The following is a 16168-nucleotide window of genomic DNA, read 5'->3' as shown; positions in this document are numbered from 1 at the left end:
ACAACTGTGAGCGACGCAATGAGCAGGGAGCGACGAGCACCAGGAACAAGGCCATCCATCTCGGGATCATCGCACAGGCGGACCTCCGGAGAATCGAACACCCCACTGACTGCATACGGCGAGCCGCAGTTCGCCCGAGGACATGACGTCGAGCACGACTGCGTCCAGGACGCTCCCGATCGCTGGGAAGTCCTCGGGGAGCGGATGCTCAGGGCTGTCCGTCAGGTTCACGAAGTCGATGAAGGCGGGGACTTCGATGCCAGGAGTGACCACAGAGACCTCGACGCCGAAGCGGCCCCGGTGGCCCGTCACCCGGCATCGCACTGATTGCTTCCGACGGAGACCGTCGCGTATCCGCACGTCGTCGTTGCCGCTCACAACCCGTCAGCCTATGCGTTCAGCGCGACGATGAGCGACGATGAGCTGCTTTTGATCCACCCGGCGGACCATACGCGCGCCACGCCGGGCTCAGTACCCGAGGCCGGGCACGCAGGCGGCAACGGGTCCACACAGGTCGTCATCGGGACCCCGCGGCGTAGCACGGACGAACGGGCAAGGGTGCCCAGGTTCTTCGATGCTCGCTGCGAGCTCACGTGACGTTGTCGGAGAGGCGAGCCTCCGTGAAGTGGCCAGCCTGTCGGCGGTGTGCGCGGGCGAGGTGGTGCTGGAGGCGCACATGGCGGAACTGGTAGACCGCGCCGCAGCGGCGCAGTGCGCCGCGCCGGTAGGCGTCGTCCAGGAACGCGCGGGTGTTCCAGGGGAGTCGGCCGGTGAGCGGAAGCTAGAAGCGGACCAGGACGAGCCACTGGCCCCAAGCGGTGAAGGTGAGGATGTAGGCGACGGAGCCGCCTGCCCCGCCGACGGCGCCGATCTCGAATCCGCTCGTTCCCCACACCAGCGGGCCGAGGGTGCCCTGCAGGACGGTGACGACGACCTGGCCGACGCCGGCGACGGCGAGCGTCAGCAGTGGGACCAGCAGCAGAAGCAGCCGCCCGGCCTCCCTGCGGTTTGCGGACAGCAGCGCTGAGGGAGTCGCCGCGGAACTGGTGTCGAGCGGTGCCTCCATGGCGGCGAGGAAACCGAAGACGAGTGTCGCCGCCGCGCCGAAGACGAGGCCGAACACGGCGATATTGATGAGGGTCACCTCGCGCACCAAGGGAGCGGTGAGGGAGACGCCGTAGAACAGGCACTGCTCCAGCGTGAAGGAGACGGCCGTGCCCGCTCCCATCCCTTGATCTTCGCAGGGAATCCCGGCCTTTAGGCCGGGCGGGAATGCGATCTCGAACCCGGAGCCGTGTAGCGGCGGGGGTCTCTGCGTTGCGGGGTGAGGTTCAGGTCTGGTCATGCCCGTTGTCGGTGGGGTGTGGCATGTTGATCACCGAAGCCGAGAGGAGGTGGGCCGGATGATCCGGGCGTACAAGTTCCTGATCAGGCCCACCGTGGGCCAGCAGCAGGCCTTGTCGGAGATGCTTCGGGATCACTGCTCTCTCTACAATGCGGCGTTGCAGGAGCGGCGTGACGCCTACCGTCATCCCTCGAAGACGACGGTCCGGTACGGGCAGCAGTCCGCGCAGCTCAAGGACATCCGCGCGTTCGACCCGGAGCGTCAGGGGCGTTGGTCATTCTCTAGCCAGCAGGCGACGCTTCGCCGGTTGGACAAGGCGTTCGCAGCGTTCTTCCGCCGGATCAAGAATGGTGACAAGCCCGGATACCCCCGCTTTCGGGGCGTCAAATGGTTCGACACGGTCGAGTTCCCCAAGGACGGGGACGGGGTCCGCTGGGATGCCACTCCGCACGACCCGCAGACCCGCGTCCGCTTCCAGGGGGTGGGACACGTCAAGGTCAACCAGCACCGGCCGGTGGCCGGCAAGGTCAAGACGGTGTCCGTGAAGCGTGAGGGAAAGCGCTGGTACGTGATCCTGACCGCCGAGCAGGAGCAGCCCGAACCGCTGCCCGCGACCGGTAGCGTGATCGGGATCGACCTGGGCATAGCCAACTTCCTCGCCGACTCAAACGGCGAGTTCGTGCCCAACCCGCGCCACGGCCGTACCGCCGCCGCGAAGCTCGAATCCGCACAGCAGGCACTCTCGCGGTTCCCGCGTGTCCGCCGCGACAAGCGCACCGGCAACCACCAGCGGGCGGTCGAGAAGGTCGCGAAGCTACACGGCAAGGTCCGCCGCCAGCGCCTGGACCACGCGCACAAGACCACCCTCACCCTGGTCCGTGAGCACGACTTCATCGCGCACGAAGACCTCGAGATCCGCAACATGTCCCGCTCGGTCGCGCCCAAGCCCGATCCCGAGACGCCGGGCGTCTTCCTGCCCAACGGGGCAGCAGCCAAGACCGGACTCAACCGCTCGATCATGGATGCCGGTTGGGGGGTGTTCCTCACGATCCTCACCAGCAAGGCTGAAAGCGCCGGTCGAGTGGTGGTCGCCGTGGACCCCCGCAACACCTCCCGCACCTGCCCGTCCTGCGGGCACACCGCGAAGGAGAACCGGCCCACACAGGAGACATTCCACTGCGTCAGCTGCGGCCACCGCGCGCACGCTGACACTGTGGGAGCGATCAACGTTCTACGGGCCGGGCTGGCCCGTCGCGAAGCCCAACCGGCATAGCGAGAAGCCCTGGCGTTCACGCCGGGGAGTAGTCACGTCGTCTCCTTCCTGAGCGCGAAGACGCTGCTGACGGTGGCTCTCGATGGCACCGTCCAGCTCTGGGATCTGACCGACCCCCGTCACCCGGTCAAGGGGGCCCGGCTGGGTACGGCCGACCGGCACACCGAGACCTTGATTCCCCGCTTCCAGAACTACGTCAGCGCCGACTCCGCGGGCGACCTGGCGGCCGTGCTGTCCGAGGACGGCCGGGTGCACCTCTGGCGGCTCTCCGGCGCGATGCGGGCCACGGAGGCCGGTTCCTTCCCCTATCCGGACACCCACGGAGTGACCACGGTCGCCGTGGTCCTGCCGGACGGGAAGACGGCCTTGGTTCTGACGCCGACCGGGTTCGACTGGTGGGATGTCCGCGACCCCGCGCACCCCGTCAAGCGGGGCGTCACACCGGTCGACTCAGCAACGATCTCGGCCAGGCGGCCCCCGGCGGCGGACCCGACGGCGACGTCGTCGCGTTCGAGCCCGCCGCCGGGACCTCCGGGGCGCAGATGCACCTGGTCAAGGTCCTGGGCGGGACACCGGTCACGTCATCCGCGCCCGAGGGGATGATCGGACCGCAACTGGCGCTGTCCGACGACAACCGGCTGCTGGCCACGACCGGTCCCAGCAACGACGCCCTGACCCTCTGGGACACGACCGACCCCGGACACCCGCGCCAGGTCGCCGACATGGCCACGCTCACCGGAGTCACCTCCGTCAGCATCAACCACAGCGCCACCATGATGGCCGTCACCAACGGCACCGCGATCGAGCTGTGGAACATCACCAGCCCCGCCCACCCGGTCCGGCTCGCCACCCTCACCCCGCCGGGCGACGCGGTCGACACCATCGCCTCGATGGGCTTCACCACGGACGGCAGGAAGCTGCTGATCCAGCGTGAGTACTCCGTGTCCTTCGTCGACACCGACCCCAGGGCAGTGGCCGCCCAGCTGTGCACGGTCACCGGCAACACCGTCACCGCGGCCCAATGGGGCACCTACGCGCCGGAATCAGCCTTCCGCAAGCCCTGCCCGTAGACGCCCGGAGCCGAGCGAGTCCAGTCCGGGCGCCGGAACCGGCCAGCGCACGGAACGGCAGGAACCCACCGGAACGCCGGCGGTATAGGGCGCCAGCCCCACACCGCGGGTGCGGCCGGAGTCCCGTGGTCTAGCGCGGGGAGGATGTCAACGACATCGCCATCCATGCCTCGGGTGCGCCGACCCAGCTCGGACCCGAAGGGTTCTACGGGGCCGGCGTAACCACGGAGGCCGAGCTGTGCGAGCTGACTGCGGCCGCGCTGCAAGCGGGCGCGGAGGTGCTGGCGGCGAAGTCACCGGTTCCGCTGGCAGCGGCTCGCAGCTGTTGCCCCGGCGAACGCATCCTCGTGGCGCACGTCAAAGCCGCAGCCCGTCGGTTGTCGCCGCCACCAAATGCCGGACCACCCACCCGCCCGTTCGCCTGTCCAACACCGTGGCCGAGCAGTGAGATGATCACGGCATGACCCCTCCTCGGCTCACCCACTCGCAGCTCGAGCGCGTCGTGGCCTCGCTGCGCGGACTGCGCGTCACGGGAGTCGAGTACGCCCTGATGACCGGCAGCGACGAGGATGGGCGCGAGCCGCTGACCTGGGACCGCGGCACATCCCACGAGCCGACCCACGGGTGCCGGCTCACCACGGACCTGGGAGTCCGGTTCACCTTCACCTGGGGGAACACCTTCGGCTGCTACGGCTTGGAGGTCTTCGAGCAACCCCTCGAGGCGTTCCTCACCAACATTGGCGAGCTATGGGGTCCAGTCGTCGTACCGGTTGCCAGCCATCCTCGCTGGCAGCAACTGCTGGGTCGGGAGATCGTCGGCACCGAGTTGGCGTGGGTCGACTGGGCCTCGGGAGGTGCGACACCGTGCTGGGTGCGCCTGGACCTCGGCCCCGATGCGATGCAGCGATCCACGCCGGAATCGGTATGGATCGCAGCCGGACGCTGGCAGGGTGACCGGTTCCAGTTCGCCACCGACGACGTGACGGTGATCTTCGATCGAGCCGAAGCCAGGCGCACGGCGATCATGAAGTAGTCCCGGCCACGCGGTAGTGAACTGGGGCAGTCCTGTTCCATCGGGACTTCCGCAGGCCACCCCGAGGGCGGCAGACAGCCGCTCTCCGCCCGCCCTTCCATGGGAGCCGGTGATCTGGGATGCGGGTCGCGCGTGAAGAACTGCGTCAGATTCGGACCGTCACCGGAGCTCGGAAGCCTCATCGTCGCTCTGTGCCTGATAGACAGTCACAATCGAGGCGACAGCGTCGACCTCGACCGGGCCCGAGATCCTCAGCCAGACCAGTTCGGGAAGATCCTCGGAACGGTCGAGACGGCCGACGGCTTCTGCAGGCCAGGGCAAGGGAATCTTCGGCAGGTGGATGAGGGAGATCCCGAAGATGGGCGAAGCTCCCAAGGCGGGTTCCCACGGGCGGACGGAGTAGAGATTGGACAGGGAGACGACCACATCGGGCTTCCAAGGTCCCTCTCGCAGCCACACGTCCAGCGCCTTGTCCTTGTTGTCCTCGTTGGACCGGTCCAACGTGATGCGTTCGATGAAGTAGCCGCCGCATGACCTCAACGTCAGCGCCGCGTTCGTGCATCGGTTCTTGAAGGCGTCGTTTGCCACGTGTTCGTCCACCACGGCTCGAGACTACGTGGGGCCGTCCACCGCGGAGCGCTCCGGGCACCTGGCCGACGTCGTCTCCGCCGCGGACGGCTGCGGCGAGACCGGTCGGAAGGGCGACCGTGGCGAAGCGTCTGAATGGTTGTCCGAGGGCTGGGTCATCGGCCTGTCGGTATTGCCTGCCGTCTTCATGATCGCCAACTGGCACCGGGCCGGATGGATCGGGTGCCGCTGGTGGCGGCCTACCGGCGCACGAACCTGACGCTGTGACAGCTTGCGCCTCTGTTCGGGCTGTCGAAGTCCGCGGCGGACCGCATCGTCGATCGCACCGGGCCACTCCTGGTGCTCGAGCAGCGGCATCGCTGCCGCCTTCAGGCTTTCGGTCGGGGCGACCACGGGGTGATCGGTCGCTCGGCGCGTTCACCGTCCACGATGAAGTCGAGTCGCTCGTTGAAGAACGCGACGAGGCCCTGGACGTGCGCGGCGTCGTGCCGGGGCTCCTGGTACGTCCAGCCGATGTCGGCCACGACGCGATCACCCGCCGCTGCTGACCAGTAGGACGCCTCGCCCTTGTAGGCGCACCAGGTGCGGGTGCTGCTGGGGGTGAGCTCGGCGCGGATGTCGTCTGCGGGCAGGTAGTAGCGGGTGGGCAGCATGGTCTCGAACAGCAGCGTGGGCCGGGACGACTCGGCCAGGACGTGGCCGTCCAGCTCCACGCGCACGTGACGGGAGCTGGGGATCACCTCGATGCGGTGGAACGGGTCGCGGGGGTGGGCCACGTTGAGCTCGTCCTCCTCGTACCAGGTGTCGAAGGCGCGGAAGTCCAGGACGACGTACCCGTCCAGGGCGGGGTCGGCGGGACGGAACGCGGCGCCCGCGAGCTGCCGCCGCCCGGCTCTGAGATCGGCCGCGCGGCCTTCGGCGCTGTGCACCGTGAACGGGACGGAGGGGTCGAGCACCGGCCGGGCGGACAGCTCGGGCATGCGCGCGCCGGTGCTGTCCGCCGTGTCCGTGGCGACCAGGCCGACCGGCGTCAGCTCCGCGGCGATGTCATCCGCAGGAACGGCATACGACGGCACGATCCGGCGCGGTTCCCACACCAGCACCGCCCTCGTGGTGTCCACGACCGTGCCGCCGTCCAGGACGGCGCGGATGCGCTTGTCGATCGGTTCGTACCGGAGCTCACCCAGCCCTGCGGCAAGCAAGCTGCGCATTCGCGTACTCATCACCGACTCCCTCCGCCCGCACATCTCCTGGCAAGATCCACTGTAGGTCCAAGCCGTCACACACATGTCCAGCCTCGCCCTCGACGCGCGAAACCGCAGCTCAGTTCAGGGGTAGGCCTGTCCGCGCCTCGGGATGTGCAACACCCTCCAAGAGTCGGCCGGCCCGGAGAACCGGGATGAGCCGTGGATGCCGGCGGGCGGTTCCATTCCTGCGGAAGGCCTGGGTCCTGAAAGCTACATCCGGTGATCCCGTAGATCTCCGCAGGTGAGCCAGGCGCCCATCGTGACGGAAGGTGGCGCCGTTGACGTCGGCCGACTCGCCGTCCGACCCTCGGGGCACGGTCGGCGGCCGGACCCACACCCGTCGCGATGCCCCGCCGGTAGCCCACCCGTCGAGACAGAACGGTCCACGCCCATGCGACCTCCATCGCGCACGTTACGCCTGCCCGTCTTCCTGGCCACCGCAGCCCTGCTGGCGGCCGGACCGCTGTGGAGTTCCGCGCCGACCGCCGGCGCGGCCACCTCCGGCGCGGCCACCTCCGCAACCACGGCCACGGTGAGCGTGAACGCAGCACAGTCCCTCGCCACCGTGCCGACCACCGCGATCGGCACCAACGCCTCGGTCTACGACAGCAAACTGACCGACGCCGCCGTACCGGGCCTGCTGAAGCAGGCCGGCGTCGGCCTGGTCCGCTTCCCGGGCGGCAGCTCGTCCGACAGCTACAACTGGAAGACCAACAGCGACCTCACCAACGGCACCCAGGCGGTCGACTTCGACCAGTACGCCACCATGCTCCAGCAGTCCGGCGCCCAGGGCATGGTGACGGTCAACTACGGCAGCGGAGACGTCATCGGCGCCGCCGAGTCCCCGGCCGAGACCGGCGCGCAGTTGGCCGCGGACTGGGTGCGGTACGCCAACATCACGCACGGTTACCACATCAAGTACTGGGAGATCGGCAACGAGATCTACGGCAACGGAACCTACGGCGCCGACTGGGAGACCGACAAGCACTGCTCCACCGGCGCGAACCCGGCCAACTGCGGGCCGGCGGTGTACGCGCAGAACGTCAAGGCGTACATCGCCGCGATGAAAGCCGTCGACCCCACCATCCAGGTGGGCGTCGTGCTCACCGCGCCCGGCAACTGGCCCGACGGCACGACCTCGGCGGGCAGCCCGCAGCCGTGGAACCAGACCGTGATGACGGCCCTGGCCGGGCAGATCGGGTTCGCCGACGTGCACTGGTACCCGCAGAACCCGAGCAGCGTCACCCCGCCCGGCCCCACGGACGCGGGACTGCTCGCCGACGCCGCACAGATCCCCACCATGGTGAGCACCTTGCGCTCACAGCTCGGCCAGTACGCCGGCAGCTCGTCGGTGCCGGTCATGGTGACCGAGACCAACTCCGTCTCGTCCAACCCCGGCAAGCAGACCGTCGGCCTGGTCAACGCCCTGTTCCTGCCGCAGGACTACCTGGGCTGGCTCGCAGGCGGCGTCTCGAGCGTGGACTGGTGGCAGATCCACAACGGGATCGTCACCACCGGTGACAACAGCTCCTCGCTCAACGGCACGGCCGCCTACGGCGACTACGGCATGCTCGCCGACGGAAGCTGCGCCGCCGTCGCGGGCGCCCAGCTGTGCGAGCCGGCGGCCGACACGCCCTTCCCGGCGTACAACGGCATGACGCTGCTCAGCCGCTTCGCGCACCCGGGCGACACCCTGGTCTCCGCCGGCTCCAGCCAGTCCCTGCTCCAGGCCTACAGCGTGAAGGCCGCCGACGGCTCGTTGCGCGTCCTGCTCGTGAACGACGATCCGGTCAACACCTACCAGGTGAGCCTGTCCTACGCGGGATTCACCCCCGCCTCCGGCGCGCCGACGGTCACCACGATGGCAGGAGCCGCCGCGACGCTGACCACCGCGAGCGCAGGCGCGGCGGGTTCGCAGACCGTCGCGCCGTACAGCGCGGTGCTCCTCTCCCTGCAACCGGGCGGCGCGGCGACGCCGCCGACCACCCCCGGCACGCCGACCGCCACGGGCGTCACCAGCACCTCGGTGAACCTCAGCTGGGCGCCGTCCACGAGCCAGACGGGCCTCGCGGGCTACCAGGTGGTGCAGGTGTCCGGCAGCACGGAGACCGTGGTCGCCTCACCGACCGGTGCGAGTGCCACGGTGAGCGCGCTCCAACCGAACACGGCGTACACCTTCGCCGTCTACGCGAAGGACACGGCGGGAGTCCGCTCGGCCCGCTCGGGCACCCTCACCGTCACCACGCCTGCGGCGACCGGCGGCGGCTGCAAGGTCGGATACTCGGTGAACGACTGGGGCAGCGGCTTCACCGCCACCCTCGTGCTCACCAACACCGGCAGCACGCCGGTCGACGGATGGACACTCTTCTTCGGCTGGCCCGGCAACCAGAAGCTGACCAACGGCTGGAACGCCACCTGGACCCAGTCGGGCAGCACGGTGACCGCGACGAGCCTCTCCTACAACGGCACGCTGGCACCGGGCGCGAGCACCACGGTCGGCTTCAACGCCTCGTACTCGGGGAGCAACCAGGCGCCTGGCGGCTTCACGCTGAACGGCGCCGCCTGCGGCTGAAGTGCGACAGGCGAGAGTGGTTGGAGATGCCGGGCGGTGTGTCCGCCGACGGCACACCGCCCGTGGTGCCCGGCCGCGCGGCGGAACATCAGGCACCGGCCCGGTGCCCGGCCCGTCCGGCCCCGGCGGATTGCCCGTACCGCAGGGCCGGACGCCGCTACCCTGACGAGCTGTGACCACCACCTACGCCTGGCATCCGAGTTGGCCCGCCCCGGCGGGCATTCCCGTCCGGCAGGTGTACGCCTGGATCGTCGACGACCGGGGCCGTGTGCTCCTGATCGAGATGCCCGGCGCGTGGAACCTCCCTGGAGGGACGCCGGAGGACACCGACGCCGACTGGCAGGCGACGGTCCGACGCGAGGCCCTTGAGGAAGCGGACGTGACCCTGCGGGACCTCGTCCCGCTGGGCTTCCAACTGGTCAGCGAGGACCAGCAGGCTTCGATCGCGCAACTGCGCGTCGTGGCCCGCGTCGATGAGTGGCTCGAGCAGACCCCTGACCCGGACAACGGGATCGTCTACCGGCGCGCCTGGGTGCCGCTGGCCGCCGCAGGACAGCGGCTGCGTTGGGGCCGCCCGGTGAGGCCCAGGCAGCCGCTGTCGCCCAGGTCGCGTACGAGGTCTACGGCCTGGGCGCCTACGAGCAGCTGGCCCGGCGGACCCGGAGCGTGGACGGCCCCGTGGAGCAGCAGGTGTAGCGGCGGCGAGTCGCGTCCGTCCGGTCCGCCGGACACTCCGACACCCTCATCGACACCGGTACGCTCGCCGCCGCACGCGGTCTCGGCCGCGCCGTCACCTGTCTCTGAGTCTTCGACCCGACAGTGCAGGGGGCGGCTCGCCGAGCAGGTGACCAGGGCCGTCTGCTCGTTCTGCCGGGCTCTTCCGGCTGCCTCGGGCTCCTGGTCCTCGGATCTCCGCCCGCCTCGTCGCGTGTGCGCCGGCGCACCGTCCGATCCCGACGACGCGAGCCGCCACGCGGCGCTGCCGTCGGCGTCGCCCGGCACTGCCGACCGCTACCAGGTGACCGGCAAGGTCACCAGCCCTCGCGAGCGGTAGGACGCAGCCCATTCCAGTTCCTCCGGCGGACGCGCCAGGGCGAGCCGTGGGAGGCGGGTCACGAGGGCCTCGATCGCCACGCTCGCCTCCAGACGCGCCAGCGCAGCGCCCAGGCAGTAGTGCAGGCCGTGGCCGAAGCCGAGGTGGCCGGCTCCTCCGCGGTCGGGACGGAACTCGGATGCCGCTGCGAACTGGTCTTCGTCCCGGTTGGCGGACACCAGCGACAGCCATACACGGTCGCCGGCCGCGATGACGTGGCCGTCGAACTCGATGTCCTCGCGTGCGAACCGCCGGGAGGCGAGCATCGAGGGGGTTTCCCACCGCAGCGCCTCGTCCAGGATCTGGTCCAGTGGCACGGTGCCCGACCGGAGGTCGTGGAGCACCGGCGGGTGAGTCAGCAGCGCGAGGAGCGTCGTGCCGAGGAGGTTCGCCGCGTTGTCGTAGCCGGCGAAGAGGAGCAGGAACGCCATCGCGACCAGTTCTCCCTCCGACAGGCGGTCCCCCTCGTCACGTGCGGCGATCATCTGGGAGAGCAGGTCGTCGCCCGGCGTGCCGGCGCGCTTGCCGGCGATGAGGTCGCGCAGGAAGGCGTGCATGCTCTTCAGGGCCTGGCGTGAGGCCACGGCGGCGTCCGGCGCGGGGGAGCGCAGCGTGTTGGTCCACTGCCGGAAGTCGGCCCGGTCGGCCTCCTCGATGCCGAGGACGTCACAGATCACGGACAGAGCCAGCGGCATGGCCAGCGCCGCCATCAGGTCGACGCTCTCCCGATCCTCCAGGGCCGCGAGGAGCTCGTCGACCCGTCGGACCACGACCGGGCGCATGGCCTCGATGCTGCGGGGCGTGAAGGCCTTCGACACCAGGCGCCGCAGCCGGGTGTGGTCGGGCGCGTCCGCGTTGAGCATGTGGGCGTCCAGCTCCGGCGGCATGGAGGCGCCGTGGTCGCCGACGGTCGAGGCGGTCGCCTTGTTCAGCGAGAGCCGGTCGTCGGCGAGCAGACGGCGTACGTCCTGGTAGTGCGTGACCAGCCAGACCGGGGCGCCGTCCGGGGTCGTGGTGCGCTGGATCGGGGCTGCGGCCCGAAGGGCGGCGTAGCCGGTGTGCGGGTCGTCGAGCAGAGCCGCGGTGAACAGCGACGGCATCGCAGGGGAGGGTGATGTGCGGGTCACGCGTCGGCCCACTCGCTCTCGAAGGTGCGGGACAGTGCGATCGGGATGATCGGCGAAGTGCGGTAGGCGTCGGCGACCTTCATGAGCCATGCCGCCTCGTCGTCGTCGCCTGCGCCGCCTTCGCCGCCGGGATCGATCAGCGGGCTCCCGTCCTCGCCGGGCACCTGCACCCCGGCCGCGCGCGCCCGCAGCGCGATGGCGAGCTGCGCGGCTTCGGCCACGGCGTCGGCGTCCTCACCGGTCAGGCCCTGGTCCTCGGCGAGCGACCGAGCGACGGCGGCGGTCTGGGCGGTGAAGAGCTGCCGCAGCTGCCACTGCGCGTCGCGGATCTCGGTGATCTGCCGGGCGAGGAGCAGGGCGATGTCGTCGAGGGTGTACTGCACCTCGGGGTCGTTCTTCGGCCGCAGGGCCACCCGTCCGTCGCGCACCTCGACGACCTGTGGGCCCGCCAGGCGCCACAGCCTTCCCGCCGTCCAGCGCGTGGTGCGCGGCGGGCTGTTGAACAGCACGAGGCCGGGCAGGGTGTCGGCGACGTCGCGCCAGAGCGGGTAGATGCGCTGATAGCGGCGGTAGGCCGCGGCCCGCTCGCGGGTGCGGGCGTACCCGGAACCCCAGGCCGGCATGGTGAATCCGAGGGAGAACAGGGCCGCGGCCACGCTGGCGCTCATCGGGGCGACGACGCTGCTGAAGGTGTGCATCGGGCTCGGGCCCACCTGGTCCCACACCATGTTGACGATCTTCGGGACGGAGTAGCCCTCGCCGAACACGGAGCCGACCGTCACGATCCGCAGGCCCCTGGCCAGCCAGGGGCGGTCCGACACGATCCGGGCGTACCGCCAGCACAGGATCCCCAGCATCGCCTGGCTCACGCAGAAAAGGAGCTGGTAGGAGATCAGGAAGACCGAGATGTACGGCGTGGCCTCGAAGTGCACGTCGAAGTCCATCGGGTGCTCCACGCCGTCGACGTGGCTCTGGCCGAGGAAGAAGAACGCCGTCATCACAGCGAGGGTGACCACGGAGTAGCTCACCAGAAGACGGTGTCGCAGGCGGATCTTGTCCTGGGCCGAGGACCAGCTCACCAGGAGCGCGACGAAGGCGGTCAGACAGACGGCGACGCTGATGTAGACGAGGAGCGTCGCGAAGTTCGCGATCCCCAGCACGTGGTCGATGCCCGTGTACACGGCGGGGGAGGCCAGCACGAACGGGGCGTCGTAGGTCGCGATGGCCAGGCACAGCAGCCGGAGTTCCCGGTTGCGCGGGTCCCGCACCAGGTCCCGCAGTTTGTAGACCAGCGCGCAGGTGTTGATCAGAGCGAGGACACCGTAGACGACGGTGAACAGCAGCATGTCGGTCAGTCCTGATTCCGTCGGGCGCTGCGCTCGAGGGCGGCGCCGAGATGCCAGGCCAGGTTCTCGGTCCCCCTGGACAGTTCGGGGCGTTGCGTCGGTGGGACCGCCGCCTGGCGTCCGGCGTGGAGGGGGAGAAGGCTGGCCACGGTCTCGGCCTCGCGTTCCTCCTCGGTGTCGTAGACCGTTCTGCCGAGCACGAGCCGGACCAGAGCGGGATCGAGGTTCGGCATGAGGAGCCGGGACATCTCGTCCGCGTCGGACTCGGTCGACTTGTGGCCGAGCACGATGTGGGCGAGCTCGTGCAGTTGGATGTGCTGCTGCTGCCGACGCGTCGTCTGCTCGGAATACATCACGTAGTCGGTGTGGTCCGTGGCCACCCACAACCCGCAAGGGCTGGCCGGGCGAGGAGCCATGGGCATCGGCACCATCTCGATGTTCCGGCCGCGGCGCGCCGCGATGCTTTCGGCCAGCGCCGGGATGGAGAACGGGCGCGGGACGTCGAGGCCGTCGACCAGGTCGGCGCAGGCGCGCCTCAGCTCCCTGTCGTTCAACTCCCGACCTCCCCATCTATGACCGGATCATGCCAAGATACGGACCTCATGTGACCCCCCGGGCGTCCGGCCCCAGCTCTCGCGAATCATGACGACCGGGCCGGAGCCTATCCCGGCCCGGCGCGCCCGACCCCGCCGGGCCCGCCGCGCCCCGTCAGCCAGAACCACCGCGCCCTACGACTTCTTCCGGCTGATCAAGTGCTCGATCATCGGTCTGATCGCCGACACGTCCTCGGGGTCGAGCTCGACCATGCGCATCGCGACCTGCCGGGCCCCGATGTCCCTCAAGGCGCTCAGCAGCTTGAGGTCCTCGGACACCCTGGCGGCGACCTCGTCGTCGAAGAAGAAGGCCGCGGGCACGCCGCTGGCGGTGGCGAACGACGTCAGCCGGGCCGTCAGGTGCGGCTGCCACTCGCCGCCGCGCAGCCGCACGATGTCGTCCTCCGTGAGATGGCCGCCCTGGCCCTGTACGAGCCTCGCCAGCTCCTTGTCGCCGTAGTTCCCCTCGAGATCACGGCGCTCCCTGATCGAGACCAGCAGCAACAGCCGGCCGAGCACCGCCTCCGGGTCGGCGGCGCCCGCGCCCGCGTCATCCGTCGTCGGCGCAGGCCGGTCGCCGCCCTGGTCCGGTTCGGCGAGGAAGTAGGTGATGTCGACCCCGTACACATGGGCCAGGGCTTCCAGGCTGTTGACGCTCGGGTTCGCCGTCTTCGCGTTGCGTAGGTTGAAGACGCCCTGGTGGCTGATGGTGGGTCCGCCGTGCTCGCGCGCGTAGGCATGGCTCGCCTCCGCGACGGCTGCGTAGTCGGTGGGACCGCCGCCGTCGGGATGGCCGGTCCGCATGAGGTAGTCGAGCCTCTCGGCCACGCGGGCCGCGAGTGAGGCGTCACCCACTCGATCAACTCCTTCAGACTCCACCGGATCCCCCCGCGCATCTACTCTACTTGACGAGAGATCAGCTCGCCTATGTCATCCATCTATTGGGCTTGACAAGAAGTCGGGGGAATCTGCACGATCGTGGACGTGCCGACCACCTGACGTGACGATGGGCCGCCGAACCGACGGATGCACCTGGTGGCGTGCCCTGGGACGGGACCACAGCGTGACGGGGGACCGAACCGTGGCCAATTCCGGTCGCGGACAGTGAAGTCGGCTTGCCCGGCGGAGAGCTCGCAAGGGGGTCCTTCCAGTCACCCCTGCCACGAGCGCCATCCGCATCGCTCCGGGCAGACGAAGGGCCGGGCCTTGTGTCCGGCTCCGCATATCCGTGGCGGACCAGGAGGTGCCGCGGCCGGGGGGCCGCACCGACTGGTCCGCCGCGGCATGCCGCCGCCCTGGGTGCCCAGCGCACCCGTCCGCCGAGCAGGGCGCGCGTGCCCGCGCCGCCGAGAGCCGTGCCGGCGGCTGGTGCTCGACTCACGCGGCCGCTACCGGCGCGCCGTCGGCGCAGCGCGGGTGAGCACGGCGGTCCGGACGATCTTGGCCACGACGGTGGGATGGAACAGTGTGCCGGGGGAGGCGCTCATGTTGATCACCCTGACGAACCGGGTCCACACCTTCGGGTCGTCGACCGCGGCGGCGAGCAGGCGGCGGTTGTACCAGTGCGAGATCCTGGCCGTAAGGGGCTGCTTCCGCTGGTCCCACATCAAGTCCGAGCTGCCGGACAAGGTCCAGGGCCCGCGCACGAGCCCGGCCACCCCACGCTGGAACGGACGACTCACACCGTCGAGGCCGCCGCCGCGGGAATGACGGGCACTCAGGCTGCGACGCAGCAGCTCGGCCTCCAACGCCGCGACGGTGAGGCCTTGTCCGTACACCGGGTTGAAGGCCGCGACGGCGTCCCCGACGACGACCAGCCGTTCAGGCCAGCCCCTCCCGCGGTGGTACTGGTTCCAGCGACTGTGCACGTGGGTGTAGCGATGGACACGCTCGGCCTCGGAACGCTCCGTGAGGTGGTCGGCCAGCCGAGGATTGCCCAACGAGCGGGCGAAGCCCAGGTAGCCGGCCGCGTCGACGGGAGGAGCCTGGTCCTTGTGGCCCAAGAGCGAGCAGGTCCAACGGTCGCCCTCCACGGCGACCAGAACACCGCCCCGCGCGATCCCGGGCGCGAAGGTCATCTGGTAGGCGACATCGAAGTCCGCCGTCCGCGTCCGGGGGAAGTTGAGCGAGGCGTAGGTGACACGCCCGTCCAGGACCCGCGGGGCCGGCACGACGACACCCAGGGCGCCGAGCCGCTCGTCCAGACCCCCCGCCCGACCTGAGGCGTCCACCACGAGGTCGGCGTCGAGCACGACCGACTCACCGCCGCCGCCGACGGGACGGTACCGGACACCCGTGACCGCACCCGCCCGGGCGGAGACCAGAGCCTCGCAGCGGACCGACGACAGCGCCACGACGCGCGGAGACTCGAGGACCCTGCGGCGCAGCGTGCGTTCCAGGGTGCCGCGGGTGAACGACTGAATGAGCACCCCGGTTTCGCAGCGCGGGGCGAAGCCGGTCGGCAGCAGGAAGTTGATGCGCTCGCCGTACTCGTAGACGGGCGCGCCCAGCCTGGCCAACTCAGCACGCAGGCCCGGAAAGAGCCCCTCGAGGACCTCGGCGCCTCTGGCGAGCATCGCGTGGGCATGATGACCCTGCGGAGTATGCGGATGGACGCCCGTCTCATCGGTCACTTCGTCCTGCTCCACCAGCACCACCTCGTCGAAGTGGTCGGCAAGAACCCGTGCGGCGACCAGGCCCGCGAAGCTCCCGCCCACGATCACCGCTCGACCCCAACGAACCCTGCCGCCCTCGCCCATCCGGACCTCAACATCCTGGCTCGACCGCACCCGACATGATCTTCGGCGTCATCCTTCCGTACCCGACTCGGTCCTGTCAGGGGCACGAATCGGCCGGTCGAAACTGATGCACGTGCGCGCGG

At 69.9% G+C, this 16168-nt stretch carries 15 protein-coding genes and 2 pseudogenes; 8 read left to right on the top strand and 9 right to left on the bottom strand.

What is annotated here, in order from left to right:
* Positions 1–66: 66 nt before the first annotated feature.
* Positions 67–378: a hypothetical protein gene (locus BS83_RS08935; protein ID WP_157597087.1), complete on the bottom strand. Its 312-nt coding sequence runs from the start codon at positions 376–378 to the stop codon at positions 67–69.
* Positions 379–781: 403 nt separating this feature from the next.
* Positions 782–1228, bottom strand: a complete 447-nt coding sequence (locus tag BS83_RS08930) for a hypothetical protein (protein WP_037603332.1) — start codon at positions 1226–1228, stop codon at positions 782–784.
* Between the two features lie 175 nt (positions 1229–1403).
* On the opposite strand from BS83_RS08930, the gene BS83_RS08925 reads away from it, so the two are divergent.
* From BS83_RS08925 to BS83_RS08910, 4 genes are all read left to right on the top strand, one after another.
* On the top strand, positions 1404–2618 hold the full coding sequence (locus BS83_RS08925; protein WP_037603331.1) for an RNA-guided endonuclease InsQ/TnpB family protein: 1215 nt from the start codon (positions 1404–1406) through the stop codon (positions 2616–2618).
* Positions 2619–2690: 72 nt separating this feature from the next.
* Complete coding sequence (locus BS83_RS08920) at positions 2691–3221, top strand: LVIVD repeat-containing protein (RefSeq protein ID WP_037603330.1); 531 nt, start codon at positions 2691–2693, stop codon at positions 3219–3221.
* Positions 3218–3688 carry an LVIVD repeat-containing protein gene (locus tag BS83_RS08915; protein ID WP_037603329.1) on the top strand — a complete coding sequence of 157 codons (471 nt, stop codon included), beginning with the start codon at positions 3218–3220 and terminating at the stop codon, positions 3686–3688. Before BS83_RS08920 ends, BS83_RS08915 begins: the two co-directional genes overlap by 4 nt.
* A 460-nt stretch (positions 3689–4148) precedes the next feature.
* Positions 4149–4721, top strand: a complete 573-nt coding sequence (locus BS83_RS08910) for a hypothetical protein (RefSeq protein WP_037603328.1) — start codon at positions 4149–4151, stop codon at positions 4719–4721.
* Positions 4722–4880: 159 nt separating this feature from the next.
* Here the strand turns inward: BS83_RS08910 and BS83_RS08905 are convergent, their stop codons facing one another.
* A complete protein-coding gene (locus BS83_RS08905; protein ID WP_037603327.1) occupies positions 4881–5324 on the bottom strand; it encodes a hypothetical protein in 444 nt (147 codons plus the stop codon).
* 201 nt (positions 5325–5525) lie between these two features.
* On the opposite strand from BS83_RS08905, the pseudogene BS83_RS43690 reads away from it, so the two are divergent.
* Positions 5526–5669, top strand: a pseudogene (locus tag BS83_RS43690) (transposase family protein); the annotation flags it as partial.
* Between the two features lie 8 nt (positions 5670–5677).
* Here the strand turns inward: BS83_RS43690 and BS83_RS08895 are convergent.
* Complete coding sequence (locus tag BS83_RS08895) at positions 5678–6520, bottom strand: DUF427 domain-containing protein (protein WP_198035185.1); 843 nt, start codon at positions 6518–6520, stop codon at positions 5678–5680.
* 427 nt (positions 6521–6947) lie between these two features.
* Here BS83_RS08895 and BS83_RS08890 point away from each other — a divergent pair, with 427 nt between their 5' ends.
* The 3 genes and pseudogenes from BS83_RS08890 to BS83_RS48260 all read left to right on the top strand — a co-directional run bounded on the left by BS83_RS08890 (position 6948) and on the right by BS83_RS48260 (position 9824).
* The gene (locus BS83_RS08890; protein WP_037603324.1) at positions 6948–9128 is read left to right on the top strand and encodes a cellulose binding domain-containing protein; all 2181 of its coding nucleotides are present in this window, start codon (positions 6948–6950) and stop codon (positions 9126–9128) included.
* A gap of 172 nt (positions 9129–9300) precedes the next feature.
* Positions 9301–9678: pseudogene (locus BS83_RS48840) on the top strand (NUDIX hydrolase); the annotation flags it as partial.
* Positions 9679–9692: 14 nt separating this feature from the next.
* Positions 9693–9824, top strand: a complete 132-nt coding sequence (locus tag BS83_RS48260) for a hypothetical protein (RefSeq protein WP_269664844.1) — start codon at positions 9693–9695, stop codon at positions 9822–9824.
* 315 nt (positions 9825–10139) lie between these two features.
* Here BS83_RS48260 and BS83_RS08885 read toward each other — a convergent pair whose 3' ends face one another.
* From BS83_RS08885 to BS83_RS08860, 5 genes are all read right to left on the bottom strand, one after another.
* Positions 10140–11321, bottom strand: a complete 1182-nt coding sequence (locus BS83_RS08885; protein ID WP_037603323.1) for a cytochrome P450 family protein — start codon at positions 11319–11321, stop codon at positions 10140–10142.
* 23 nt (positions 11322–11344) lie between these two features.
* Complete coding sequence (locus BS83_RS08880; protein ID WP_037603322.1) at positions 11345–12694, bottom strand: MAB_1171c family putative transporter; 1350 nt, start codon at positions 12692–12694, stop codon at positions 11345–11347.
* 5 nt (positions 12695–12699) lie between these two features.
* On the bottom strand, positions 12700–13248 hold the full coding sequence (locus BS83_RS08875; protein ID WP_051942849.1) for a hypothetical protein: 549 nt from the start codon (positions 13246–13248) through the stop codon (positions 12700–12702).
* Between the two features lie 174 nt (positions 13249–13422).
* Complete coding sequence (locus tag BS83_RS41575; protein ID WP_051942848.1) at positions 13423–14142, bottom strand: hypothetical protein; 720 nt, start codon at positions 14140–14142, stop codon at positions 13423–13425.
* 533 nt (positions 14143–14675) lie between these two features.
* Complete coding sequence (locus BS83_RS08860) at positions 14676–16010, bottom strand: FAD-dependent oxidoreductase (protein WP_051942847.1); 1335 nt, start codon at positions 16008–16010, stop codon at positions 14676–14678.
* Positions 16011–16168 lie beyond the last annotated feature (158 nt).

Origin of the sequence: Streptacidiphilus rugosus AM-16, from assembly GCF_000744655.1 — a bacterium.
GTDB lineage: Bacteria > Actinomycetota > Actinomycetes > Streptomycetales > Streptomycetaceae > Streptacidiphilus > Streptacidiphilus rugosus.
The sequence above is the reverse complement of the archived record's forward strand: the minus strand, read 5'-3'. Positions and strand labels throughout refer to the sequence as shown.

What these genes read in the sequence shown, in the direction of transcription:
- BS83_RS08930 (WP_037603332.1), bottom strand. Translation starts at nt 1,228, where the DNA reads ATGGGAGCGGGCACGGCCGTCTCCTTCACGCTGGAGCAGTGCCTGTTC.
- BS83_RS08925 (WP_037603331.1), top strand. Translation starts at nt 1,404, where the DNA reads ATGATCCGGGCGTACAAGTTCCTGATCAGGCCCACCGTGGGCCAGCAG.
- BS83_RS08915 (WP_037603329.1), top strand. Translation starts at nt 3,218, where the DNA reads ATGATCGGACCGCAACTGGCGCTGTCCGACGACAACCGGCTGCTGGCC.
- BS83_RS08910 (WP_037603328.1), top strand. Translation starts at nt 4,149, where the DNA reads ATGACCCCTCCTCGGCTCACCCACTCGCAGCTCGAGCGCGTCGTGGCC.
- BS83_RS08895 (WP_198035185.1), bottom strand. Translation starts at nt 6,520, where the DNA reads ATGCGCAGCTTGCTTGCCGCAGGGCTGGGTGAGCTCCGGTACGAACCG.
- BS83_RS08890 (WP_037603324.1), top strand. Translation starts at nt 6,948, where the DNA reads ATGCGACCTCCATCGCGCACGTTACGCCTGCCCGTCTTCCTGGCCACC.
- BS83_RS08885 (WP_037603323.1), bottom strand. Translation starts at nt 11,321, where the DNA reads ATGCCGTCGCTGTTCACCGCGGCTCTGCTCGACGACCCGCACACCGGC.
- BS83_RS08880 (WP_037603322.1), bottom strand. Translation starts at nt 12,694, where the DNA reads ATGCTGCTGTTCACCGTCGTCTACGGTGTCCTCGCTCTGATCAACACC.